At 66.5% G+C, this 23,910-nt stretch carries 26 protein-coding genes; 16 read left to right on the top strand and 10 right to left on the bottom strand.

Going from position 1 to position 23,910, the window contains the following annotated elements; genetic code table 11:
* Positions 1-49: 49 nt before the first annotated feature.
* Complete coding sequence (gene hemW / locus HJ583_RS11630; protein WP_170022091.1) at positions 50-1,255, bottom strand: radical SAM family heme chaperone HemW; 1,206 nt, start codon at positions 1,253-1,255, stop codon at positions 50-52.
* Between the two features lie 4 nt (positions 1,256-1,259).
* Complete coding sequence (locus HJ583_RS11635) at positions 1,260-2,126, bottom strand: spermine/spermidine synthase domain-containing protein (protein ID WP_170022092.1); 867 nt, start codon at positions 2,124-2,126, stop codon at positions 1,260-1,262.
* A gap of 89 nt (positions 2,127-2,215) precedes the next feature.
* Here HJ583_RS11635 and HJ583_RS11640 point away from each other — a divergent pair, with 89 nt between their 5' ends.
* Genes HJ583_RS11640 through HJ583_RS11650 form a run of 3 tightly spaced genes read left to right on the top strand, consistent with a single transcriptional unit; the run spans position 2,216 to position 5,394 of the window.
* Positions 2,216-2,569 (top strand): STAS domain-containing protein, encoded by a 354-nt coding sequence (locus HJ583_RS11640; RefSeq protein WP_328824907.1) that lies wholly within the window; start codon positions 2,216-2,218, stop codon positions 2,567-2,569.
* Between the two features lie 22 nt (positions 2,570-2,591).
* Positions 2,592-4,331: a chemotaxis protein CheA gene (locus HJ583_RS11645; RefSeq protein ID WP_170022093.1), complete on the top strand. Its 1,740-nt coding sequence runs from the start codon at positions 2,592-2,594 to the stop codon at positions 4,329-4,331.
* 7 nt (positions 4,332-4,338) lie between these two features.
* Positions 4,339-5,394, top strand: coding sequence for a protein-glutamate methylesterase/protein-glutamine glutaminase (locus tag HJ583_RS11650; protein ID WP_170022094.1), 1,056 nt, complete (start codon positions 4,339-4,341; stop codon positions 5,392-5,394).
* A gap of 12 nt (positions 5,395-5,406) precedes the next feature.
* Here HJ583_RS11650 and HJ583_RS11655 read toward each other — a convergent pair whose 3' ends face one another.
* Positions 5,407-6,408, bottom strand: coding sequence for a sodium-dependent bicarbonate transport family permease (locus HJ583_RS11655; protein ID WP_170022095.1), 1,002 nt, complete (start codon positions 6,406-6,408; stop codon positions 5,407-5,409).
* 94 nt (positions 6,409-6,502) lie between these two features.
* Here HJ583_RS11655 and HJ583_RS11660 point away from each other — a divergent pair, with 94 nt between their 5' ends.
* Positions 6,503-7,420, top strand: coding sequence for a LysR family transcriptional regulator (locus HJ583_RS11660; RefSeq protein WP_170022096.1), 918 nt, complete (start codon positions 6,503-6,505; stop codon positions 7,418-7,420).
* A 56-nt stretch (positions 7,421-7,476) separates the two neighbouring features.
* Here HJ583_RS11660 and HJ583_RS11665 read toward each other — a convergent pair whose 3' ends face one another.
* The gene (locus HJ583_RS11665; protein WP_217423399.1) at positions 7,477-9,036 is read right to left on the bottom strand and encodes an amino acid permease; all 1,560 of its coding nucleotides are present in this window, start codon (positions 9,034-9,036) and stop codon (positions 7,477-7,479) included.
* 151 nt (positions 9,037-9,187) lie between these two features.
* Positions 9,188-9,619: a copper chaperone PCu(A)C gene (locus HJ583_RS11670; protein ID WP_170022098.1), complete on the bottom strand. Its 432-nt coding sequence runs from the start codon at positions 9,617-9,619 to the stop codon at positions 9,188-9,190.
* Between the two features lie 89 nt (positions 9,620-9,708).
* Between HJ583_RS11670 and crcB the strand changes: the two genes are divergently transcribed.
* The 6 genes from crcB (at position 9,709) to HJ583_RS11700 (ending at position 13,474) form a co-directional block, all read left to right on the top strand.
* Positions 9,709-10,092 carry a fluoride efflux transporter CrcB gene (gene crcB, locus HJ583_RS11675; protein WP_101940534.1) on the top strand — a complete coding sequence of 128 codons (384 nt, stop codon included), beginning with the start codon at positions 9,709-9,711 and terminating at the stop codon, positions 10,090-10,092.
* Positions 10,093-10,159: 67 nt separating this feature from the next.
* Positions 10,160-10,477 carry a DUF190 domain-containing protein gene (locus HJ583_RS11680; RefSeq protein WP_170022099.1) on the top strand — a complete coding sequence of 106 codons (318 nt, stop codon included), beginning with the start codon at positions 10,160-10,162 and terminating at the stop codon, positions 10,475-10,477.
* Between the two features lie 66 nt (positions 10,478-10,543).
* Entirely contained in the window at positions 10,544-11,587 is a 1,044-nt protein-coding gene (locus HJ583_RS11685) for a permease (RefSeq protein WP_170022100.1), read from the top strand.
* Positions 11,588-11,599: 12 nt separating this feature from the next.
* Entirely contained in the window at positions 11,600-11,830 is a 231-nt protein-coding gene (locus HJ583_RS11690) for a thioredoxin family protein (protein WP_170022101.1), read from the top strand.
* A 19-nt stretch (positions 11,831-11,849) separates the two neighbouring features.
* A complete protein-coding gene (locus HJ583_RS11695; protein ID WP_170022102.1) occupies positions 11,850-12,191 on the top strand; it encodes a hypothetical protein in 342 nt (113 codons plus the stop codon).
* A gap of 125 nt (positions 12,192-12,316) precedes the next feature.
* Positions 12,317-13,474, top strand: a complete 1,158-nt coding sequence (locus tag HJ583_RS11700; protein ID WP_170022103.1) for an HPP family protein — start codon at positions 12,317-12,319, stop codon at positions 13,472-13,474.
* On the opposite strand, the gene HJ583_RS11705 is transcribed toward HJ583_RS11700, so the two are convergent.
* Complete coding sequence (locus HJ583_RS11705; protein WP_170022104.1) at positions 13,459-14,382, bottom strand: DMT family transporter; 924 nt, start codon at positions 14,380-14,382, stop codon at positions 13,459-13,461. The two genes, HJ583_RS11700 and HJ583_RS11705, sit on opposite strands and share 16 nt — an antisense overlap.
* Positions 14,383-14,572: 190 nt before the next feature.
* On the opposite strand from HJ583_RS11705, the gene HJ583_RS11710 reads away from it, so the two are divergent.
* Positions 14,573-15,085: a disulfide bond formation protein B gene (locus tag HJ583_RS11710; RefSeq protein WP_170022105.1), complete on the top strand. Its 513-nt coding sequence runs from the start codon at positions 14,573-14,575 to the stop codon at positions 15,083-15,085.
* A 21-nt stretch (positions 15,086-15,106) separates the two neighbouring features.
* Positions 15,107-16,015: a LysR family transcriptional regulator gene (locus tag HJ583_RS11715; RefSeq protein WP_170022106.1), complete on the top strand. Its 909-nt coding sequence runs from the start codon at positions 15,107-15,109 to the stop codon at positions 16,013-16,015.
* Positions 16,016-16,111: 96 nt separating this feature from the next.
* Here HJ583_RS11715 and HJ583_RS11720 read toward each other — a convergent pair whose 3' ends face one another.
* Both HJ583_RS11720 and HJ583_RS11725 read right to left on the bottom strand, forming a co-directional pair.
* Positions 16,112-17,215: an NADH:flavin oxidoreductase/NADH oxidase gene (locus HJ583_RS11720; protein ID WP_170022107.1), complete on the bottom strand. Its 1,104-nt coding sequence runs from the start codon at positions 17,213-17,215 to the stop codon at positions 16,112-16,114.
* A 75-nt stretch (positions 17,216-17,290) separates the two neighbouring features.
* Positions 17,291-17,992 carry a type 1 glutamine amidotransferase domain-containing protein gene (locus HJ583_RS11725; protein WP_170022108.1) on the bottom strand — a complete coding sequence of 234 codons (702 nt, stop codon included), beginning with the start codon at positions 17,990-17,992 and terminating at the stop codon, positions 17,291-17,293.
* Between the two features lie 100 nt (positions 17,993-18,092).
* Here HJ583_RS11725 and HJ583_RS11730 point away from each other — a divergent pair, with 100 nt between their 5' ends.
* The 3 genes from HJ583_RS11730 (at position 18,093) to HJ583_RS11740 (ending at position 20,488) form a co-directional block, all read left to right on the top strand.
* Positions 18,093-18,962 carry a LysR family transcriptional regulator gene (locus tag HJ583_RS11730; protein WP_170022109.1) on the top strand — a complete coding sequence of 290 codons (870 nt, stop codon included), beginning with the start codon at positions 18,093-18,095 and terminating at the stop codon, positions 18,960-18,962.
* Between the two features lie 144 nt (positions 18,963-19,106).
* Complete coding sequence (locus HJ583_RS11735; protein ID WP_170022110.1) at positions 19,107-19,619, top strand: SRPBCC family protein; 513 nt, start codon at positions 19,107-19,109, stop codon at positions 19,617-19,619.
* A 2-nt stretch (positions 19,620-19,621) separates the two neighbouring features.
* Positions 19,622-20,488 carry an NAD(P)-dependent oxidoreductase gene (locus HJ583_RS11740; protein ID WP_170022111.1) on the top strand — a complete coding sequence of 289 codons (867 nt, stop codon included), beginning with the start codon at positions 19,622-19,624 and terminating at the stop codon, positions 20,486-20,488.
* Here the strand turns inward: HJ583_RS11740 and HJ583_RS11745 are convergent.
* The gene (locus tag HJ583_RS11745; protein ID WP_170022112.1) at positions 20,475-21,188 is read right to left on the bottom strand and encodes a winged helix-turn-helix domain-containing protein; all 714 of its coding nucleotides are present in this window, start codon (positions 21,186-21,188) and stop codon (positions 20,475-20,477) included. The two genes, HJ583_RS11740 and HJ583_RS11745, sit on opposite strands and share 14 nt — an antisense overlap.
* Entirely contained in the window at positions 21,185-22,579 is a 1,395-nt protein-coding gene (locus tag HJ583_RS11750; RefSeq protein ID WP_217423400.1) for an ATP-binding protein, read from the bottom strand. Before HJ583_RS11750 ends, HJ583_RS11745 begins: the two co-directional genes overlap by 4 nt.
* A gap of 152 nt (positions 22,580-22,731) precedes the next feature.
* On the opposite strand from HJ583_RS11750, the gene HJ583_RS11755 reads away from it, so the two are divergent.
* Complete coding sequence (locus tag HJ583_RS11755; RefSeq protein ID WP_170022114.1) at positions 22,732-23,898, top strand: efflux RND transporter periplasmic adaptor subunit; 1,167 nt, start codon at positions 22,732-22,734, stop codon at positions 23,896-23,898.
* Positions 23,899-23,910: the final 12 nt, after the last annotated feature.

Here is a 23,910-nt window from a genome sequence, read left to right on the forward strand (position 1 = left end):
GACTGAAGTCGGCCCTACATTCTCGCGGGCACAGGTTGTCCCTACAAGGTCAATGCGCCAGAAAGTGCTCCAGCAAATCATTGAGGAAGCGCTGGCCGCGTTCGGTGGGGCGGATCAGGCTGTCGGTAATCTCCAGCAGGCCGCGCTGGCGGGCACCGATGAGCTTGTCCTCGATGGCGTCCAGCGGCAGGCCGGTGCGTTCTTGAAACAGGCTGCGCGGCACGCCTTCGGTGAGGCGCAGGGCATTCATCATGAATTCGAAGGGCAGTTCGTGGGCTTCCACGGTGTGCTGCTCCTGGATGAAATCATCCTGCGCGCTGCGTTCGAGGTAAGTGTTCGGATGCTTGTGACGCATCTGGCGATGCACGCCTAGGTGGTCCGAGAGCTTGCCGTGTGCGCCGGCGCCGATGCCGAGATAGTCGCCGAAGCGCCAGTAGTTGAGGTTGTGGCGGCACTTGTGGCCGGGCTGGGCGAAGGCCGAGGTTTCGTAGTGGCTGTAGCCGGCCGCCGCCAGTTTCGCCTCGATCATTTCCTGCATGTCCGCCGAGGTCTCATCGTCCGGCAGGCTGGGCGGGTCGCGGTGGAAGAGGGTATTGGGCTCCAGCGTGAGGTGGTAGCAGGATAGGTGCGGCGGCGCAAAACTCAGCACCTGGGCCAGGTCGGCCTCGGCTTCGGCGAGCGTCTGCTGCGGCAGGGCGTACATCAGGTCCGCATTCCAGGTGTCGAAGTGGCTGGCGGCCGCTTCGAGGGCCTGGATGGCCTGGCTACGGTCGTGGATGCGTCCCAGAGCCTTCAGGTGCGTTTCGTTGAAGCTCTGGATGCCCACGCTCACCCGCGTCACGCCGGCCGCTCTGAAGGCCGCAAAACGGGCTGTATCGACGGTGCCCGGGTTGGCTTCCAGGGTGATCTCGCAGCCGGGCTCCAGCGGCAGCAGGGTGCGGGTGGTGGTGAGAAGGCGTTCTAGCCCCTCTGGCGAGAGCAGGCTGGGTGTGCCGCCGCCGATGAAGATGCTGTGCACGCGGCGACCCCATACGCGCGGCAGGCTCGATTCGAGGTCGCGCAGCAGGGCGTCGACATAGGCCTGCTCGGGAATGCCCGTTTCTTTCACGTTGTGCGAGTTGAAATCGCAGTAGGGGCATTTCCTCACGCACCACGGGTAGTGGATGTAGAGCGACAGCGGTGGCGGCGCGGCAAGCTGCGGGGCGTGGCTTTTCAGTGCGGCAGCGCGCGGAATGATCGGGATGGTGCGGGGCATTGGTTCAGGGGGCTTCGAAGGCGCCCAGCCAGGGCGGGCAGGCGAGCAGCGCATGATACTGGCTCGCGTTGATCAGGCGCAGGTTGCCGGGCATGGCTTCGATGCGGGTGGCCAAGGTGGCGGTGGGCAGGGTGGTCGGGTCCAGCGTATCGGAGGCTACGGCCATGCTCCACAGGCCGCCGTAGAGCGGGATGCTCGGGAAGAAGGGCGTGACCAGCGCGAAGACCTCGCGTAGGCGGGCGAGCAGGGTGTCGGCTTGTTCGCGCTGCCACAGCGGCGAGCCCAGATGCAGGCTCAGCGCGCCGTGGGGGCCGAGCAGGCGGCGGCAGGCGCGGAAGAAGTCGGCCGTGAAGAGGGGGGCGGCGGCGGTGTCCGGATCGGTGAGGTCGAACACGATCAGGTCGAATGCGCCATCGGCGGGTTGCCAGCGCTGAACGTAAGTGGCTGCATCGCCGAAGGTGATGTGCAGGCGCGGGTCGTCCAGCGCGCCGTCATGCAGTGTCGGCAGGAAGTCGCGCGCCAGGCGCACGGTGGCCGGGTCCAGCTCGGCCAGCACCACCTCGTCCATCTGCGGGTACTTGAGCAGCTCGGCTGCCGAGGCGCCATCGCCGCCGCCCAGCACCAGCGCCCGGCTCGGTTCCGGATGGGCCAGACCGGCGATGTGCACCAGGGGCTCATGGCACAGGAAGCTGTCCGCCTCGCTGGCCATGCAGCGGCCGTCGAGCCGGTAGAGGCGACCGAAGGCGGCGGTCTGCCACACCTCCCAGCTCTGGTAGTCGCTGCGTCCGCCGGCCAGCAGGTGTCCGGCGCAGTCGAGTTCGAGTGCGGGGCCGAGGGCTTCGCGGAAGCGGTCGCTGGTGTCTGGATTCATGCTTTGACTATGTGTTGCGGCTGCGCTGCTTGTGAGCGTCCACAAGGGTAGCGCCACGAAAGGGCAAGGCGCGCGAAAGTTTTCGGCGGCTGTTCCGTAATGAGACTGGCCACGTCTGTGCAAAAGACGGACCGTCATCCAGGGAGAACGATGCCATGAGCTCTGTTGCCGTACCCGAAGAACTGACCCTCCACCAGGTACGTGCGATCACGCCGCACCTGATCGATCTGGCTCGCAGCGGTGATGCGCTGGCGCTGGACCTGTCCGGTGTATGCCATATCGACACGGCCGGCATGCAGTTGCTGCTGGCGATTCGCCGCGAAGCCGCGCGGGCCTGTACCCCGCTGGCGCTGGAGAACCCTAGTCCGGCCGTTAGCGAATTGCTGAGCTTCTACCGCCTGGATCGGGTGCTCGCCAGTTACATCGTGAGCGAACCCGCCTGAAGCCGGAACCAGGGCCGCCAGCATGGATGGCAGCATCGACGAAACCCTTGCCCTCTTCGTGGCCGACAGCACCCAGCAGCTGGACGTGCTGGAAGGCCAGTTGCTGGCGCTGGAACGTGACCCGGCCGACCATGCCGCACTTGATGCGCTGTTCCGTGCCGCCCACACCATCAAGGGCAATGCCGCTGTGGTGCAGCTCGGCGAGGTCGAGTGGTTTGCGCACGTGACCGAGAGCGTGCTGGAGCGCCTGCGCAGCGGTGAGCTGCTGGCCGGCTGCGAGCTGATCACGCTGCTGCTGGCTTGCTCCGATCACCTGCGATATCTGGTTACCAATGCCAGCTTTGGCGCAGATGCCAGCCCGGCCTTCGCGGAGGAAGACCGGGCCCGCCTGATTGGCCTGCTGGTGCCCTGGCTGGGTGACGAGCTGGAGGAGGTGGCGCCGCATTCGGATGCCACGCCTCGGCGCAGCGAGGAAGATTGCTGGCACATCAGCCTGCAGCCGGGCTTCGAAGCCCTGCGTCAGGGGCTGGATCCACTGAACTTCCTGCGCCACCTCGAAACCCTGGGCCGTCTCCACAGCCTGCGTGTGGTGGATGACGAAATCCCGCCCAGCGAGGGCTTTGATCCCGAAGCCTGTTACCTGCGCTTTGAAGTGCTGCTCGACACTGGTGCCGACAAGCAGGCCATCGAAGACGTGTTCTCCTTCATGCGCGATGCCTGCACGCTGCAGATCGAGCCGCCGGCGAGTCAGCTCGATGACTGGGTGGATCGCCTCGATTCATTGCCTGAAGACGAATTGCAGACCGGCGAGATGCTGGTGCGGGTTGGCGCGCTGACGCCGGATGAGCTGGCCAGCGGTCTGCGTGCCCAGCGCGGGGGTGAGGGCTCCGGGCCGATTGGCCGCATCCTGGTCGATGAAGGCTTTGTGCCGCCGCAGGTGGTGGATGCTGCCCTGCGCCGGCAGGACGAGATCAAGACTGCGCTGCAACGGGAGGCGGCCCAGTTGCGCGTCTCCGCCGAACGCCTCGATCAGCTCGTCAATTCGCTGGCGGGCATGCAGGGCTCGCTGGCCCAGCTTGCCCAGCGCGGCACGCGTGTCTCGGCCGTTGAAATGGTGGCCTTGCAGCATGCCCTGGAGAAGGCTCGGCGGCTCGCCGAAGGCCTGCGCATGGCGCGCTTTGGCGAACAGTTCCGGCGTTTTCACCGCCTTGTGCGCGATGCCAGCCTGGAGCTGGGCAAGCGTGCCGATCTGCTCGTTTCCGGCGGTGAAGTCGAGATGGACCGGGCGGTGGCCGATGCCCTCGGTGACGTCCTGATGCATCTGCTGCGCAATGCCATCGACCATGGCATCGAAGCGCCAGATGTCCGCCAGGCTGCCGGCAAGCCCGCCCATGGCAGCCTCAGCGTGAGCATCAAGTCGCAGGCCGACTGGGTCTTGCTGCGGGTCAGCGACGACGGTGCCGGTGTGGATCTGGCCCGTGTGCGGGCGGCGGCTGAAGCACGCGGTCTGCTCGCAGCCGATCAGTTGGCTGACGAGGTGAGTCTGCTGGCCCAGCTTTTCGCCCCCGGTTTCTCTACCGCCGAACGCCTCAGCCACTACTCCGGGCGCGGCGTCGGTCTGGATGCGGTGCGTGCGGCGATCCACGCGCTGGGCGGTGAAATCAAGCTGCAGAGCAGGTCGGGCCAAGGCTGTTGCTTCGAAATCCGGGTACCGGCCGCGCCGCCGCAGAGCGCGCTGCCAGCACTTCACGCCGCTGCCTGAAGCGGCCATGCCGAAGCCGATCCGTGTCCTGATCGTCGACGACTCCGTTCTGGTGCGCGAGGCCGCCCGCCAGGCACTTAGCGGCCAGCCCGGCGTCGAGGTCATGGATACCGCCATGGATCCGCTCTACGCCATGGAAAAGATGGCCAGGGAATGGCCGGACGTGATTGTGCTGGACATCCAGATGCCGCGCATGGATGGCCTCAGCTTCCTGAAGAAAATCATGGCTGAGCGGCCCACACCGGTGGTGATCTGCTCCTCGCTGGTGGGCAATGGTGCCCAGATCGGCGTGGAGGCGCTGAGGGCGGGCGCAGTGAGCCTGATCAGCAAGCCCAAGGCCGGCGTCAGTGCCTTCTTCGAGAACGAGAGTGACAACCTCGTGGCGGCCGTGCGCGCGGCCTCACATACGAATCTTGCCCGTCTGCGTCAGATCGCCACCACCCTGCGCCCGATCCCCCCGCTGGTGAAGCCGGCACGCCCGGGCACGCTGAGTGCTGATGGCCGGGTGATCGCGATTGGCTCGTCTACGGGGGGTACCCAGGCGCTGGAAACAGTGCTTGGCGCACTCGGTACCGATCTGCCCGGCATGGTGATCGTGCAACACATGCCGCTGGGTTTCTCGAAGAAATTTGCCGACCGCCTGAATCAGGAGATCCGGATCGAATTGTGTGAAGCCCGCCACGGCCAGCGTGTCGAGCCGGGTCTCGCGCTGCTGGCTGAGGCCGGCAAACAGATGCGCCTGCAGAAGAGCGGCAGCGGCTACATCGTGGAAGTGTTGGAGGGCCCGGTCATCAATCGTCACCGGCCCTCGGTGGATTGCCTCTTCAGCTCGGTGGCCAAGGTTGCCGGGCTACGTGCCCTGGGTCTGATCATGACCGGCATGGGGGATGACGGTGCGCTGGGCATGAAGGAAATGTTCGACTGCGGCGCCCACACCATTGCCGAGAGCGAGGAGACCTGCGTGGTCTTTGGCATGCCGCGGGTAGCGATTGCGCGTGGTGGTGTGCGCGAAGTGCAGCCTTTGCACAAGATCGCCGAGCGCATCAAGGCCTGGGTGGGCTGAGCGGGAAGTTCCTCAACTGCCCGCCAGACGTTGTGCCACGCCGGCGTAGAGAGGAATGCCCAGCAGAAGGTTGAAGGGGAAGGTCAGCCCCAGCGACATGCCCAGATACAGCGAGGGGCGCGCTTCCGGAATCGCGTAGCGCAGCACGGCGGGCACCGCGATGTAGGAAGCGCTGCCGGCCAGCACCATCAGCAGGGTGGTGTCGCCTGCACCAAGGCCCACCACGCGGGCCAGCAGCAGGGCCAGGCTGGCGTGGCACAGCGGCCCGGCCAGCGCGTAGAGCATCAGCCCGCGCGGCACGTCCTTCAGTTCGCGCAGCTTGCGCGCGGCGAGCAGGCCCATGTCCAGCAGGAAGAAGGCCAGCATGCCCTTGAACAGGTCGCCCGAGAACGGCTGCATGGCGTGCTTGCCGGCTTCCCCGGTGATCAGGCCGACCAGCATCGCGCCGAGCAGCAGCAGTTGCGCACCATCGGTGAAGGATTCGTGCAGCACCTTGCGCAGTGAGAACGACTCACCTGGGCCGCCGAGCGCCGCAGCCCCGCCTCCCACCGTCACCATCGGCGTTGCGCGCTGGCGCAGCGCGTTGGCGAAAAGCACGGCCATCACGATGGCGGGTGACTCCATCAGCGCCATGGCGGCAGCCATGTGGCCGCCATAGGCCACGCCATTGGTTTCGAGATACTGGATGGCGGTGATGAAGCTCACCGCACTCACCGAGCCATAGGTGGCCGCGATGGCGGCGGCATCGAAGCCCGGCAGATAGCGCCTGAGCAGCAGATAGCCACAGGCCGGCACGATGAAGGCCAGGGCTACGGCGCAGGCCAGGCTGGTCGCCACTTCGCTGGTGAGGCCGGAGGCCGCCAGCGCGAAGCCGCCTTTCAGGCCTAGTGCCATCAGCAGGTAGAGCGACAGGAAGCGCGCAATCTGCGGCGGGATTTCGAGGTTGGAGCGTACGGCGCCGGCCAGCAGGCCGAAGGCGAAGAACAGGATCGCCGGGTCGATGAGGTTTTGCATGGCGCAGCCCTGAGGGTGAAGACGGGCTGATCCTAGCGGCTGGAGCGGATCATTAAAAATCTATTATCCTGATGTCAGGAATAAGGATTTACTGATGAATGCAAGTTTCCGCCAGTTGAAGCTCTTTCTTGCTGTGGCCGAGCAGCGCAGCATCACCGGTGCCGCGCGGGTCTGCCATGTGACCCAGCCTTCGGTCTCCATGCAGCTCAAGGAGCTCACCGAATCGGTCGGCCTGCCGCTCTACGAGATGGTCGGCAAGCGTCTGGACCTCACGCCCGCCGGCGAGGCGCTGGCCGAAACCGCGCGCGCCATGGTCGAGGAATGGGCGCGCTTCGAGCAGCAGGTCGACGCCATGAAGGGCCTCACGCGCGGCCGCCTGCGGGTGGCCGTGGTGAGCACCGCCAAGTACTTCGTGCCGCGCATTCTGGGCAGCTTCTGCCAGCGCTATCCCGAGATCGATATCGAGCTGGAGGTGCAGAACCGTGACGGCGTGGTCGCCAATCTGCGCGCCAACCGCAACGATCTCTACATCATGTCGATCCCGCCGGAGGACATCGACATCGAGCGCCACCCCTTCCTGCCCAACCCGCTGGTGGTGATCGCCCCGCTGAATCACCCGCTGGCCAGGCGCCGCAAGCTGGCGCTCACTGATCTGGCGAACGAGCGCTTCATCCTGCGCGAACGCGGCTCCGGCACTCGCACTTCCTGCGATGCCCACTTCCGCAGCGCCGGCTTCAGCCCCAAGGTCAGGCTGGAGCTGGGCAGCAACGAAGCGATCAAGCAGGCCGTGTCTGGCGGGCTGGGCCTGTCGGTGCTGTCGCAGCATTCACTCTCCACCCATCTGGAAGACGACCAGCTCGTCGTACTGCCGGTGGAAGGTTTTCCGGTGCGTTGCAGCTGGTGGATTCTCTACCCGCGTGGCAAGCGCCTGTCCCCGATCGCGCAGGAATTCCTGCGTCATCTGGAAGCGAGCGCGGCAGAGTTGCGCGGGCGTTTTGCGATGCAGCCGTAAGCGCCAGAGTCACGTAGCCCGGATTCCGGCTTTGCCTTCATCCGGGCTAAGGGCGTTCAGCTTGCTCCCACCGGCACCGCTTCGCCGATGAAATCGTCATCATCGTCGTCAACCTTGCTGCGCTGATCCTTGGCGCCGGCAGCTTGAGCATCGCTGGTGAGATCAATGGCGCTGAGCGCAATCAAGCGGCTGCCATGGCGCCAGCGATAGCCGAACCAGATCACGAGGAAGAGCGGGATGCCGATGTAGGTGGCGGCGAGCCCGATCCAGTCGATCTTGTCGGCGCTGAAGGCCTGCCAGTTCTGCCCCAGCGCGATCAGCAGGCACAGGCCGAAGGCGAACAGCGGACCGAAGGGGAAGAAGGCCGAGCGGTAGGGCAGCTCCGCAAGATCGCGGCCCTGCGCCTGCCAGGCGCGGCGGAAGCGGAAGTGGCACACGGCGATGCCGAGCCAGGCGATGAAGCCGGTCATGCCCGAGGTGTTGAGCAGCCACAGATACACCGTCTGGTCGCCGAAGATCGAGGTCAGGAAGCACAGCGCGCCGACCGCCGTGGTGGCGTAGAGCGCGTTGAGCGGCACGCCGTTGCGGCTCACGCGCGCGAACAGCGCCGGCGCCTTGCCCTCGCGGGCCAGCGCATAGAGCATGCGGGTGGAGGCGTACATGCCGGAGTTGCCGGCCGAGAGGATGGCGGTGAGGATCACCGCGTTCATCACGCTGGCCGCAAAGGCGATGCCGGCGCGCTCGAAGACCAGCGTGAAGGGGCTCACACCGATCTCGGTCACGTCGGTCTTGAGCAGGTTCGGATCGGTGTAGGGAATCAAGAGGCCGATGATCGCAATCGCCAGCACGTAGAACAGCAGGATGCGCCAGAACACCTGGCGCACCGCGCGCGGAATGCTCTTGCCGGGATCGTCTGACTCGCCCGCCGCGATGCCGATCAGCTCGGTGCCCTGGAAGGAGAAGCCGGCAATCATCGCCACCCCGATCAGGGCCGTGATGCCGCCTGCGAAGGGCGCGTCGCCGGTGGTGAAGTTCTCCAGCGGCAGTTGCTGACCACCGTGCAAGATGCCGAACACCATCGCCAGACCGATGCCGATGAAGAGGATCACGGTCACCACCTTGATCAGCGAGAACCAGTACTCGCCTTCGCCGAAGCCCTTCACCGAGATCGCGTTGAGGGCAAACATCACGGCTAGGAAAACGCCGCTCCACACCACGCCCGGTATCTCCGGGAACCAGTACTTCATCACGATGCTGGCGGCGGAGAGTTCCACCGCGATGGTCACGGCCCAGTTGTACCAGTAGTTCCAGCCCAGCGCGAAACCGAAGCCTGGCTCCACGAAGCGCGCACCATAGGTGGCGAAGGAGCCGGCCACGGGCATGTAGGCGGCCATCTCGCCGAGGCTGGTCATCAGGAAATACACCATCAGGCCGATCAGCGCGTAGCCAAGCAGGGCACCGCCGGGGCCGGCCTGGGCAACGGTGGCGCCGGAGGCCACGAAGAGGCCGGTGCCGATCGAGCCGCCGATGGCGATCATGGTGAGGTGACGGGTTTTGAGGCTGCGGCGCAGCCCGGGCGCCCCGGAGGGGGCGGATGCGGATGCGGGAGCATTCATGGCATGTTCCATGTGCATGCGTTTCCGGCCGCCGACACCACAAGCCAGCAGGGCACACAAACGCGCGCGGATGCTAGCACCCTGCCGCGCGGTATGCCTTGCTCAGAGCAGGGTCAGATGTCTTGCACAGGCGGTGCGTGGCCTGCTGCGGCTACATCCCGCGCGTGACGACTTCAAGCTTCAGCTCGCGCGTCTCGCCGTTCTTCATGCGCACGCTGAGGATCAGCGGCAGCTTGTCGCCGGCCTTGATCGCCTGCTTGAGGCCTTGCAGCAAGAAGTGCTCGCTGACCGGCGTGAGCTGCACCCGTTTGCGGGCGGGCAGGGTGATCGAGTCGACCTTCACCGGGCGCATCGGGCCGCCATCAAAGGTGATCTGCATGTCGCGCATTTCCACCTGGCTCGCCAATGGCGAGCTGGCCGCAACGATCACGGCTTCTTCCTCGCTGAACAGCTCCATGTAGGCCATGGTGGTGCGCGAGGATTCGAGAATGCCTTTGGCCCAAGGCTGGCTAACCTTGATTTCACCTGCCTGCGCCAGATTGGCGAGCAGCCCCAGTAACAACGCGGCGCCGAGTTTGCGCATGATCTTCCCCTTCAAGCTTTGCGTCGCATGATAAACCGTGCTCGCGCTATGCTTGCGGGCATTCCTGTCCCGATCTCGCCGGAGCCCGCATGCTCAACTCCATTCTCGCCATCAGTGCCGGCGCTTCGCTCGGCGCCGTGCTGCGCTGGCTGTTGGGCACTTCGCTGAACGCGCTGTTCCCGGCCATTCCGCCCGGCACCTTGCTGGCGAACCTGATCGGTGGCTACCTGATCGGCCTCGCGGTGGCCTTCTTCGGCCAGCATGCCGGGCTGGCGCCGGAGTGGCGCCTCTTCGTGATCACCGGTTTCCTCGGCGGGCTGACCACCTTCTCGACCTTCTCCGCTGAAGTCACCACGCTCCTGCAGCAGGGACGGATGCTGATGGCGGGCGGGGCCATTGCCGTGCATGTGCTGGGCTCGCTGGCCGCCACGCTGGCCGGGCTGGCCAGTTTCGCGCTGTTTCGCGCCAACTGAGCCAGCGCGAAGTCTGCGCACAGGCTTTACTGAAAGCAACGCCAGCACTTTCGACAGGAGCTGTGTGATGCAAGGCTTTCAACTGAGTTTCTTCACCCGCCAGGACCACAAGCATGCTGGTCTGCCGCTGGCCGAATGGCTGCTGCAGGAGGCGCGACGTCTTGGCCTCGGCGGCGCTACCCTGATTGCCGCCAGCGAAGGCTTCGGTCATCACGGCAAGCTGCATTCGGTGCATTTCGTCGAGCTCGCCGACCAGCCGCAGGAAGTTACCCTGGCGGTCAGTGCGGCCGATGCCGAACGTTTCTTTGCGCGTCTCGCGGAAGAAGGCATCAAGGTGTTCTATGTGAAGACGCCGATCGAGTTCGGCATCACGGGTGCGGGCTAGCGCATCCTTTTTCACCCTGCTGCGTCTTCCCGGTGAACACACCTGTTTTTCAACGAGGATGCTGCCATGCTGGCCCGCCGTTTTCCCGCCCTGAATCCACTCCATCGCTGGCTCGCTGCGCTCGCGCTGCTGATTCCGCTGTGGTGGTTTGTCTACGGCCAGCTTGATGCCGCCGCCAATGGGCTGGTGAGCGCACTGGGTCTGACGCGTCAGACCCACTTCGGCGAAGCCCTGCATTTCTTCTTCTACGACACGCCCAAGGTGCTGATGCTGCTCTTCGGCGTGGTGTTCGTGATGGGCGTGGTGCAGACCTTCTTCGCGCCGGAACGCACGCGTGCGCTGCTCTCCGGCAAGCGTCTGGGCGTCGGCAATGTCCTCGCCGCCTCGCTGGGCATCGTCACTCCGTTCTGTTCCTGTTCGGCCGTGCCGCTGTTCATCGGCTTTCTGTCGGCCGGCGTGCCGCTGGGGGTGACCTTCTCTTTCCTGATCTCGGCGCCGATGGTCAATGAAGTGGCGCTGGTGCTGCTCTTCGGCCTCTTTGGCTGGCAGGTGGCGGCGCTGTATCTGGGTCTGGGGCTGGCGGTGGCGATCATTGCCGGGCTGGTCATCGGCCACCTGAAGATGGAGGCTCATCTCGAAGACTGGGTGCAGCAGATCGCGCGGGGTGCGGCGCATGTGCCGGATGAGCAGATCAGCTGGGTGGCTCGCTTCGAAACCGGTGCGCGCCATGTGCGTGAGATCGTCGGCAAGGTGTGGCCCTGGGTGCTGGCCGGCATCGCGCTGGGCGCCGGCATTCACGGCTATGTGCCGGAGGATTTCATGGCCGCGATCATGGGCCGCGATGCCTGGTGGTCGGTGCCGGCGGCGGTGCTGCTGGGCGTGCCGCTGTACACGAATGCTGCTGGCATCATCCCGGTAGTGCAGGCCCTGCTTGGAAAGGGCGCGGCGCTGGGCACCGTGCTGGCTTTCATGATGAGCGTGATCGCGCTTTCGGCACCCGAGATGATCATCCTGCGCCGTGCGCTCAAACCACGCCTGATCGCTACTTTTGCCGGTGTGGTGGCGGGCGGGATCATGCTTGTTGGCTATGTTTTCAACCTCGTCCTGTAAGGAGGCATCACCATGAAAGTTACCGTTTACGGACCCGGCTGTGCCCGTTGCCAGAAAACTGCCGAAGTCGTGCAGCAGGTGCTCGTCGCGCGCGGCATCCCGGTTGAGCTCGAAAAGGTCACCGATTACGCGGCGATGGCCGTGGCTGGCGTGATGGCCACGCCCGGTGTGGCGCTGGATGGCCGGCTGGTAAGCACTGGCAAACTGCCGACAGTGGCCGAGGTGGAGAGCTGGCTGGGCTGAAGCGGCTACACTGCCGGGCATGCGCGCTTACCTGCTTCTGCCCGTCTTGTTTCTGCTCGCCTCCTGCATCGTGGTGCCGCGCACCGAGGTGATCTACGATCCGCAGTGCCAGATCCAGTTCAAGCAGATGCGTTTTGACGTGCTGGAGGGCAGCGGCAGTGGTGCGGGCCTGAATTGCCGCACCAGTGCGGATTGCCTTGGATCACTGGTCCTGATCGGCGGGGTGTCGGCCGCCTCGGCGGTGATCTCCGGCAGTATCGTGATCGTCGGCAACACCATCTACTGGCTTGAGAAGCAGGGCCGTTGCCTGGCCGGGCCACCGGCTACGCTGCCGGATGCCGGGCCGGCTCCTATGCCCTGAGCTGGCTGTCGGCCCCGGCGCCCGGGCGTGGCTCTACGCTATCCTGTGGCCCTGAAAAGAGAGGCTGCCGCCGTGATCAGCAGCCCGCATTCCGCACCGCCGGTGCAGCCCTGAAGCAGACGACCATGAACACTCCACAGCGTCCGGACGGCGCCACCGCGCCGGCCTGGTGGCGGGCCTTCCTGCCTGCCCGTACCCCGATCAATGCCCGCGAACGCCTGCGCACCGTCGTCGGCGGCCTGCTCGGCATCGCGCTCACGGCCCTGCTGAGCCATCTGGCCAGTCGCGTTTTCGGCGGCGCGGCGGTGTGGCTGGTGGCGCCGATGGGGGCCAGCGCGGTGCTGGTCTTCGCCGCACCAGCCAGCCCGATGGCCCAGCCCTGGGCGGTGGTGGCTGGCAATACGGTGTCGGCCTTGGTCGGCATTGCGGTGCTGCTGCTCACGGCCGGTCTCGGCTTGCCCGAACTCACTGCCGGCCTCGCTGTGGCCGGTGCAATCGCCGCCATGCTGGCGCTGCGCTGCCTGCATCCGCCGGGCGGGGCGAGTGCGTTGCTGATGGCACTGAACGGCATCAGCAACCCGCTCTTCGCGTTCTACCCGGTGCTGCTGAATTCGGTGCTGCTGGTGGCCGCCGGCATTGCCTACAACCACGCCACGCGGCGTCCTTATCCGCATTCCCAGCAGACCCTGCCGAAGCCGGCCGAGGCCGGGCTGGATGCCGACCTGGACGCGGTACTGGCGCACTACAACCAGGTGCTGGATATCAGCCGCGACGACCTCAAGGCTCTGCTCGCCGAGACCAGCCTGCGCAGCTATCAGCGCCAGCTGGCCGAGCTGCGCTGCAGCGACGTGATGTCGCGCACGCTGATCACTGTCGAGTTCGGCACGCCCTTGCAGGAAGCCTGGAGCCTGCTGCGCGAGAAGCGCATCAAGGCCCTGCCGGTGGTGGACAACTTCCAGCGTCTGGTCGGCATCGTGACCCTGGCGGACTTCATGCGCGCTGCCGAGCTGGACGACTTTGAAGGTATGGACAGCAAGCTGCGCCAGCTGCTGCGCCCCACCCCGGGGCCGAATTCAAGCAAGCCCGAAGTCGTCGGCCAGATCATGACGCGCAAGGTGCGGGTGGCCAGCGAGCAGCGCCACCTCGCCGAGCTGCTGCCGCTCTTCGGCAGCACCGGCCACCACCACATTCCCATCATTGGCGCGGGTGAGCGCCTGGTCGGCATCATCACCCAGTCTGATCTGGTGACGGCGCTGAGCCGGGCCGGTCAGGGCGCGGGCTGAGTGGCCGGGCGTGCGAAGCGGCGCAACTGCCCCGGTTCCAGCAGCATGATCAGGTTGCCGGCCACCGCGCAGGCGATGCCCAACACGGTCCACAGCTGCCACACGAAGCCCTCGAAGAAGGCCGACAGGATCAGCGCCAGGATCGGCACCGCCACCGCCACATAACCGGCGCGCCCGGCCCCGATGCGGCCGAGCAGGGTGAAATAGGCGGCGAAGGCGAACACCGAGCCGAACAGCGCCAGATACAGCAGCGAGAGGATGTAGCCGGGGCGCGTATCGAATTCCAGGCTCTGGCCCTTGGCCAACGCGATCAGCAGCGCGGTGGCGCCGCCGAGGATCATCGCCCAGCCGGTGCCAGCCAGCAGCGGCACGCCCTGCTGGTGATTGCGCTGTGCGACCAGATTGCCGACCGAGGCCAGTACGGCGGCTGAGAGGCCGCAGGCCACGCCGAGCCAGCCGGAAGCGTCATTGACCGTGCTGAGCTCGGGCCAGAACACCAGCACAATGCCCAGCCCGCCGAGGCCTGCGCCGAGCAGGGATTTAGCATCGAGCGGGCGACCGAAAACCAGACGCATGCCGACGAGGTTGAACAGCAGCATGCTCGAATTGAGCACCGCCATCAGGCCCGAGGCGATGTGGCGCTCGGCCTCGTAAGTGAGCGTGTAGCTGATGCCGAACAGCAGCACGCCCTGTAGTGCCACCCAGCGCAGAGTGTGCAGCGGCAACCGGCAGGTTTCACCGCGCCAGCGGCTCCACAGCAGGAACAGCCCGCCGGCAAGCAGGAAGCGGTAGCCCACCGAAGCGGCCGGGTCCACCGTGCCGAGCTGGAAGGTGATCGCCATCCAGGTCGAACCCCAGATCAGGCTGGCGATGGCATACAGGAAGGTACTCGGCAGGACGGCAGGCACGGCGTGCTCCACACACAAAAGCGCAGTCTGCACGTGTGCATGTCTGATGGCTATGGACAGTGGCGCCGCGGTGGCCCGGTCCCGCCGCCGGCACAGTTTGCTGCATTCGCCTGACAGAAGGCCGGAACCATTACGTGGCGTCCGGCTCGAAGCGCAGCAACCCTGCAAACCTTGTTCCGGAGTGGCCTCCATGCTGTCCGAGCTGATTCATGCGCGTCCCCGCCTGGTGCTGCTGGCCCTTGGCATTTTCTGTCTGGCTTCTGTTGGCGCAGCGGTGCTGCTGGGCCATCTCTTCGCGCTCGAAGTCTGTGCGATGTGCTGGTTCCAGCGCCTGGCCTTTCTCACCGCCGGGACTGGCTTTCTGCTTGCGGCGGCCGCGCCCCGTGCTGCAATTCTGACCCAGCGCCTCGGCGAACTGGGCCTGCTGATCGGGCTGGCCAGCGCGGCGCGCCAGAGCTGGTTGCTGCTGCATCCGGCCGAGGCCAGCGGCCACTGTGGTGCCGGCCTGCTCTATTACCTGCAGATCGGCAACTACGAAGCCTTCCTGCAGGCAGGCCTGCTCGGTGGCGTGGAGTGTGCCGAAAACCAGCCCCTGCTGCTGGGCCTGTATCTGCCGCAATGGAGCCTGCTGGCCTTCTGCAGCATTGGCGCCCTGTATCTGATCTGGTGGCTGAGCCAGCGCCGGGCCCTGCCGGCGCGCTGAACGGCAGGCTATCCTGAGGCCATGCGCGACCTCAAAACTACCGACCTGAACCTGCTCAAGGCGCTCGATGCCCTGCTCGACGAGCGCAGCGTGACCCGCGCAGCCGAGCGCTTGAACGTCACCCAGCCGGCCATGAGCGGCATGCTTACGCGGCTGCGCGATGGTTTTGCTGACCCGCTCTTCGTGCGCAGCCAGCGCGGCATTGTGCCGACCGAGCGCGCACTTGAACTGGCCATGCCGCTCAAGCAGATCCTCGGAGAGATCGATGCCTTGCTGCAGCCGGTGCGCTTTGATCCGCTGGCGGCAGATTTCACGCTGCGGGTTGCAGCTACCGACTATGCCTTAAGCGCGGTGGCCGTACCGTTTCTGGCTGCCCTGAGGGTGCGGGCGCCGGGCATCAGGCTGGCCCTGCTGCCGCTGCGTGAGGGCGAACTGTCGGCGCAGCTGGAGCGCGGCGAACTGGATCTGGCCCTGCTCACGCCTGAGAGCAGCCCGCCTGAGCTGCATGCGCGGCGTCTGTTCGACGAAAGCTATGTCTGCGTGATGCGCGCCGATCACCCGGCGGCGCAAGCGCTGGTGCTGAGTCTGGACGCGTTCTGTGCGCTGGAGCACGCCCTGGTGTCCTACACCGGCGGGGGCTTCAGCGGCGTGACCGATGCGGCACTGGCCCAACTGGGGCGCACGCGGCGGGTCAGTCTGTCGGTGCAGAGCTTCCTGGTGTTGCCCGAGATCCTGCTCGCCAGCGATCTCGTGGCGGTGCTGCCGCGCCGCCTGGTGACGGGCTTGGCGGGGCTCGTCCTGCGCGAGCCGCCGCTGGCGATCCCGGGTTTCACCAAGCTGCTGGTCTGGCATCCGCGTAGCCATAGCGACCCCGGTCAGCGCTGGTTGCGTGAGCTGCTGGTGGAGTGCTGTGGCGGGGCGGCGGGCTGAGGGTTCCTGTAGGTGCGGTTTCAGCCGCATGGGTGTTACGTTGTCTCGGCCCGACCGGCGGCTGCCGGCCTTGAGAAAGCCGGTGCGTCACTGCACTCAGTCCGCCTCCAGCCGGTAGCGCTCCAGCCAGTGGGCATAGGGCGCCGGCAGCACCCAGGAGGGTCTGGCCATGCCCAGCTTTTTCGCCAGCGCATAGGGGTAGTGCGGGTTGGCGAGCAGGGCACGGCCGATCATCACCAGATCCATCTGCCCTTCGGCCACCACGCGTTCGGCATCGCTGGCGCGTTCGATGCCCCAGCTCGAGGCCACCGGCAGGTCGGTTTCGCGCTTCACGCGTGCCGCGATCGGTGCGAGGAAGGCCGGGCCCCAGGGCACCTGGGCTGCCGGCGTGCAGAAGTTGACGCTCACATTCAGGAGGTCCAGCCCGCCCGCCCTGAATTCACGCACCAGCTGGATGGAGTCCGCCAGGGTTTCCTCGTCGCGGCCGTCGTATTCGATTACCCCGAAGCGGGCTGTGAGCGGCAGGTTTTCGGGCCATTCGCCGCGCACCGCGGCCAGGGTTTCGAGCAGGAAGCGGGCGCGGCCGGCATGCTCGCCGCCGTAGCCATCCGTGCGCTGGTTGGCATGCGCCGAGAAAAAGCTCTGGGCGAGATAGCCGTGGGCGAAGTGCAGCTCCAGCCACTCGAAGCCGGCTTCGCGGGCACGGCGCGCGGCGGTGGCAAAGTCGCCGGTGACGCGGGCGATATCGGCCAGCGTCATTTCCTTCGGCACGCGTGGCAGGTTGGCGCCGAAGGCGCTGGCCGAGGGCGAGAGGGTGTCCCAGGCGCGGGCGTCGCCGGCCGGGATATGGTCGTCGCCCTCCCAGGGACGGTTGGCACTGGCCTTGCGGCCGGCGTGGCCGATCTGGATGCCGGGCACCGCGCCGGCGGCCTTGATGGCGGCTGCAATGCGCGCCAGTTCGGCGCCTTGGGCATCGTTCCACAAGCCCAGGCAGGCCGGGGTGATGCGGCCTTCGGGTGACACGGCGGTGGCTTCGACGATGACCAGACCAGCACCGCCACGTGCGAGACCGGTGTAGTGGGCGAGATGCCAGTCGTTGGCGAGGCCGTCGCTGGCGCTGTACTGACACATCGGCGGTACGGCGATGCGATTGCGCAGGGTGACGTCCTTGAGCTGGAAGGGGGAGAACAGGGCTGACATGGTGTGTCCTGAGCGGAAAGGTGAACGGGAAAGCCCCGGCATCCGCCGGGGCCTGGTTATCACGCGGATGATGGCTTACCTGGCCTCGCGCAGCGCCTGCAGCACCAGCTCGGCGACCTTGGCGGAGGAGGCCGGGTTCTGACCGGTGACAAGGCGGCCGTCGCGTACGGCGAAGGGCTGGAAGTCCGGGCCGCTCTCATAGTGAGCGCCGAGGGCGCGGATGCGTGTTTCGAGTGCGAAGGGCACGCTCTTGTCCATGCCGGCAGCGACTTCCTCGGTATTGCTGAAGGCGGCCACACGGCGCCCGGCCACCAACGGCTGGCCCTTTTCGTCCTTTGCGTTCACGAGTCCGGCCGGGCCGTGGCAAACCGCTGCCACGATCTTGCCCTCGCCCCAGGCCGTGCTCACCAGGCGTGCCAGTGTGTCGCTCGTGGGCAGATCCCACATCGTGCCGTGGCCGCCGGGCATGAAGACCGCGTCATAGTCGGCGGCGGCGAGGCCATCGATTTTTATCGAGGTGGCGAGGCGCGTGCGCAGCGCTTCATCCTGCAGGTAGCGCTCGACGCTGGCCGGATTTTTGCCGACGGCTTCGATGGAGTGTGGGTCGACCGGTACCTGGCCGCCGGCGATGGAGGCCACTTCGACCTGCGCGCCGGCATCGACGAAGGCGTAGTAAGGGGTGGTGAATTCCTCCAGCCACAGGCCGGTGGCTTGGCCGCTGGTGCCGGCCGTGGCGTGAGAGGTGAGGATCACGAGGATCTTGAAAACGGGGCTCATGCGGATCTCCTGAAGGCAAGTTTGTTTAATCCCTTCAGCCTACGAGCCTGCGAACTTTAGATAAACTGATGAATCCTTATTGAATCCATAAGAGTTCATTGTGTTCAGCCCGCAGTGGATCCACACCTTTCTGGCCATCGCCGAGAGTGGCAGCTTCACCCGTGCGGCCGAGCACCTGGGCCTCACTCAGGCCGCGGTGAGCCAGCATGTGCGCCAGCTCGAGATGCAGCTCGGGCCCTTGCTGCTGCGCCGCCCGCGCGCACTGGAACTCACGCCGGCTGGCCTGGCCTTCCTTGACTACTGCAGGGAGGTTGAGCAGGCCAGCCGGCGTCTGCAGGTGCGTCTCGCCGACGCCGAGGCCTTCAGCGGCGAGGTGGGCCTGACCACTCCGGGCAGTGTTGGCCTGGCCCTGCACGGCCCTTTGCTGGCGCTGCAGGCGGCGCATCCCGGGCTGGTGATCCGTCATCGCTTCGCACCCGATACCGAGATCCTCGCGGCCCTGCTGGAGAAGCAGTACGACTTCGGCGTGGTGACCCTGCGCCCGGATGACCCGCGTTTTGCCGCCAGCGAATTTGCCGCAGAGGTGCTGGAGCTGGTCGTGCCGGCCGGAGTGGCGGTCGAGCAGTGGGAAGACCTCGTGCGCCTCGGCTTCATCGAGCATCCGGATGGCCCGGCGATGGCCACCCGGCTGCTCAGCCGGGCCTTCCCGGCCAATCCGGGGGTGCGCAGCCTGCCGCGCCACGGCTACATCAATCAGGTCAGCCTGATCCTCGACGCGGTGGCGCAGGGCTTCGGCTTCACGGTGATCCCGCGCCATGCTCGCCAGGCCTACGCCCAGCCGGCGGCGATCAGCGTGGCCCTGAGCGGCGAAGCCTATCCGCTGTGGCTGGTGCAGCGCGCCGAATGGCCCCTGTCGGCGCGGGCCAGCTTCGTGCTGGAGCAGTTGCGCGCCGCGATGCGGGAGGCTTGAGGGCGGCAGGCAAAGCCAGATATCTATCCAGCTTATGTATTGAATACTGTTTTGCGATTGGATTGATATCTCGCGGATTTGCATGATGTGAACACGGCCTGCTACCCGACCGGGTGCCAGGTTCCCTCACACAAGGAATCCCGCATGAACGAGATTTTCTGGCCGCAAGGCTATGCCCCCGGCTTCACCGACAACTTCGCCTCCAATGAAATGATCGTGGCCGGCCTCAGCGTGGCCGAGGTCTGGCCTTTCCTCAATACGCCGGCGCTGTGGCCCACGTATTACGCCAATTCGGCCAATGTGCGCTTCTACGATGGCAAGGGCCCTGAGCTGGAAGACGGTGTCCGCTTTTATTTCGAGACCTTCGGTTTTCCGGTCGAGGCACAGGTGGTGGAACACGTTGCGCCCAAGGCCGGCGAGCCGGCACGCGTGGCCTGGCATGGCTGGGCGGGTAGCACGCAGGAAGATCGCCTCGATGTGCATCACGCCTGGCTGCTCGAAGACCTCGCCGGTGGCCGGGTGCGTATCCTGACCCAGGAGACCCAGTGCGGCGAACCGGCCAAGGCGCTTGCTGCGGCCGAGCCGAACCCGATGATCAATGGCCACGATCAATGGCTCAAGGGCATGGTGGCGGCAGCGCTGAAGGCGAAGGGCTGAACATGGCACGCATCGCTTTTCTGGGCCTGGGCGCCATGGGCAGCCGCATGGCCGCCAATCTGCTCAAGGCCGGTCATGCGCTGACGGTGTGGAATCGCAGCCCGCAGGCCGCTGAAGCACTGGTCCAGGCAGGTGCGCGGCTTGCTGCCAGTCCGGCCGAGGCGGCTGTCGAGGCTGATTTCGTGATTGCCATGTTGCGCGACGATGAGGCCTCCCGCGCCGCGTGGTGCGATCCGGAGTCGGGTGCGTTCAGCACGATGGCGACCGGCGCTGTGGCGATCGAGAGTTCCACCCTGTCGCTGGAAGGCATCCGCGCTTTGGGCGAGGCGGCTCAGCTGCGCGGCATAGCCCTGCTTGACGCCCCTGTTTCGGGATCACGCCCGGCGGCCGAGGCCGCCAAGCTGGTTTATCTGGTGGGGGGCGAGGCGGCTGTCCTGGGCCGGGCCGAAGCCGTTCTGGGTGCCATGGGCGCGGCCATCCGGCATGTTGGTCCGCTCGGTGCCGGTTGCATGGCGAAGCTGGCGACCAACGCCTTGCTGGGGATCCAGGTCACCGCACTGGCTGAGCTGATCGGCTGGCTGCAGCGCAGTGGCGCTGACGCGGCCCAGGTTCTGCAGGCGGTCGCCGCCACGCCGGTATGGTCACCGGTGGCGCAGGTGCTGGCGGGCAGCATGTTGCAACAGGATTTCCGGCCACAGTTCCCAGTCGAGCTGATCGAGAAGGACTTTGCCTATCTGCTGGCTACTGTCGGCACCGAACAGGCGGCCCCGACGTTTGTTGCAGCCCGTGGGGTATTTCAGCGTGGCATCGGGCAGGGCCTCGGGGGCCAGAACATGACGGCAGTTGCCAGCTTGTTCAGCCCGGCGTAGCAGGCTTGTGCTCCGGCCACTGGAAGCGGTAGCCAACACCGTAGATGGAGTGGATCGGGTCGCTGCCGCAGGCCGTACCGAGCTTGCGGCGCAGGTTCTTGATGTGGCTGTCCACGGTGCGGTCGGTGACGGCGCGGTGATCGTCATGGAGCTGATCGAGCAGTTGCTCGCGACTGAAGACCTGCCCCGGTGCTGCGGCCAGCACCCGCAGCAGGCGGAACTCGGCAGGGGTGAGATCCAGCAGTTGCCCATTGAGGCTGGCCTGCCAGGCGCCGTCATCGATTCGCAGCTGCGGCGTGCTGGGCAGGGCGGCAACCCGGCCCTGAGCCCGGCGCAGCTGGGCGCGCACGCGGGCCATCACTTCGCGTGGGCTGAAGGGGGTCTTGCCGATGTAGTCGTCGGCACCGCCATCCAGGCCGGCGAGGCGGTCCGCTTCTTCGCTGCGGGCCGTGAGCATGATGATCGGCACCGCGCAGAAGGCGCGCAGGGCGCGGCATACGGCAAGGCCGTCGAGCCCCGGCAGCATCAGGTCGAGCAGGATCAGGTCCGGCGGGCTGGCGCGCACGACGGCCTCCACCCCGGAGCCTTCGGCCAGATGGCGCGGGTGGTGGCCTTCGGCGCGCAGGTAGTCCAGCAGCAGGCCGGCCATTTTCGGTTCGTCTTCGACGACCAGGATGTCGGCCGGGCGGGGTGCGTTCACGCGCCACTCCGCGCCAGCGGCAGCCGGATCGTGATGGCCAGGCCACCGAGGCTGGAGGTGGCCGCTTCGATCTGGCCGTCGTGGGCCTGCACGATGTTGCGGCAGATCGCCAGGCCGAGGCCGGCACCGCCACTGGCGCGGTTGCGTGAGCCTTCGACACGGTAGAAGCGGTCGAACAGGCGTGGCAACAGCTCCACTGCCACCCCCGGTGCCGAATCCTCACAGCGCAGGATGGCTTCGGCCGGGTGGCCAGTGGTGTCGAGGCGCCATTGCAGCTGACCACCGGAATCGGTGTAGCGGCAGCTGTTTTCGAGCAGGTTGTGGAGCAGCTGGCGCAGGCGGGCCGGGTCGGCGAAGACCATCACCGGCTGCGTTGGTAGTGCGCACTGCAGCTGCAATGCGTGCTGGGCCAGACGGGGTGCGTAGCGCTCGGCCACTTCGGCCACGCAGGCGGCGAGATCGATGTTTTCCTTGCGATAGGCGAGGGCGGCGACATCGGTGAGGGCCAGATCATTGAGATCGCTGACCAGCTTGTTGAGCTGGCCGACTTCGCTCTGCAGCGAGTGCAGGGCTTCGCGGCTGAAGGGGCGGATGCCGTCCTCGATGGCTTCCAGCTCGCCGTGCAGGATGCCCAGCGGGGTGCGCAGCTCGTGGGCGATGTCGGCCATGAATTCGCGCCTGAGGGTTTCGTTGCGCTCCAGCGTGAGGGCGAGGTGGTTGAAGTCGCGCGAGAGCTGGCCGACTTCGTCCTCGCCGATCTCGGGTACGCGGCGGGCATAGTTGCCGCCGGCAAGTTCGTGGGTGGCCCGGGCCACCCGGCGGATCGGCAGGAGTACGGCACGTGCCACCCACCAGGCAATCGCGGCGGCGAGCAGGATGGCCGCCGCCACGATGAGCCAGGTGGCACGCTGCTGGGCGCGCTCGAAGCGCTGCGCGCCGACTTCGGTGACGCTCTGGAAGGGCGCCAGCGAGAGCCAGCCGACGATCTGGCCGTTCACGCGGATGGGCCGCTCGATGCGGTCGTCATCAAGCTGGCCGGGGTAGCCGATCACGAAGAGGTGCTCGGCATCGAGCAGGGTGACGCGCAGGAAGGCGCCGGTGAGATCCGAGATCGGTGGTGCCTCGTGTTCGGCGCGCAGATCGTCTTCCGCATTCCTGATCATCAGCCGAATCCAGTTGCGCGGCTGCTCGCGCAGGAACTCCCAGCTGCCATGCTCGGCGTAAGCCGCTTCGAGGCGCGGCAGGGCGCTATCGATGCGCTCAATGGCGAGCTTGTTCAGATAGCCGAGGAAGCCATGAGTGAAGCTGCGGTGCGAGGCAAAGCCCGCGGCAACGACCGCCGCAGCGGCCACGGCCAGCACGGCGATGAAGAGTCGGGTCGAGATGGACATGCGCGCTAGCCGGTTCATGCCTGAATTGGAGCGCCTGGCCGGCATTCTGGCAAGCGCGACGGCTACATCGGGCGGTTTTTCCGCATCTTCAATATCGCTCCACAATTGCCGCGCAAGCTCGGCGCCATCCCTGAACAAAGCCGGATTGCGCCATGTACAAGATTTCCTTCCCCACCCGCCCGGGCCTCTTCCTGGGCCTCCTGGCCTGCAGCGTGCTGGCCGCCTGCGACGGTGCTGGTTCGCAAGCCGCCTCGGCCGCTGCCACGCCGCCGCAGGTGGGCGTGTTCACCGTGGCCGCTGCCGACACTACGGTCAGCACCGAGCTCGCGGGGCGCGTAGCAGCCCGGGTCAGCGCCGAGATCCGCCCGCAGGTGGGCGGCATCCTGGCCCAGCGCCTGTTCACCGAAGGCGAATCCGTGAAGGCCGGCCAGGTGCTCTACCAGATCGAGGCCTCCAGTTACGAGGCGGCGTATGCCAGTGCCAAGGCGGCGCTGGCCAAGGCCGACGCTACCCTCAAGGCTTCGGCCGTGACGGCCAAGCGCAATGAAGGCCTGGCGCGCATCGAGGCGATCAGCCAGCAGGTGGCGGACGATAGCCAGGCCGCCGTGGAAGAGAACCAGGCCGCGCTGGACGTAGCCAAGGCGGCGCTGGACACGGCGCGCATCAATCTCGAGCACACCCGTATCACCTCACCGATCAGTGGCCGCGTCGATCTCTCCGCGGTGACACCCGGCGCGCTGCTCACCGCAGGCCAGACCACGGCGCTGACCACCGTGCGCCAGCTCGATCCGGTGGTGGTGGACGTCAAGCAATCGAGCGCCGAGCTGCTGCGCTTGCGCCAGGAGCTCAAGGCGGCCGGCTCGCGCACGCGCGGCCAGGAGGTGGCGGTGAAGCTGCTGCTGGAAGATGGCAGCCCTTACGCCCAGAGCGGCCGCCTGCAGTTCGACGGGGTCAGCGTGGATGAGAGCACCGGCATGGTGACCCTGCGCGCCCTGGTGCCCAATCCGGACGGCGTGCTGCTGCCCGGCATGTATGTGCGGGCGGTGGTGGAAGCCGGCAAGCTGGAACAAGCCTTGCTGGTGCCGCAGGAAGCGGTGAGCCGCAAGGCCTCCGGCGAGGCTAGCGCGCTGGTGGTGGACCGCGATGGCCGTGTCGCTACGCGCAAAGTCACGCTGGGGCGTGCGGTGGGCAATCGCTGGCTGGTCAGCGCTGGCCTGCAGCCGGGTGAGCAAGTGATTGTTGAAGGCAGCAAGAAGGTCAGTGTCGGCGAGCTGGTCAAGCCGGTTACGCCTGCGGCCACTGTTGCCAGCAAGCACTGAGGAGGCCGATCC

This window comes from Uliginosibacterium aquaticum (assembly GCF_012972705.2).
GTDB classification, from domain to species: Bacteria; Pseudomonadota; Gammaproteobacteria; order Burkholderiales; family Rhodocyclaceae; genus Uliginosibacterium; species Uliginosibacterium aquaticum.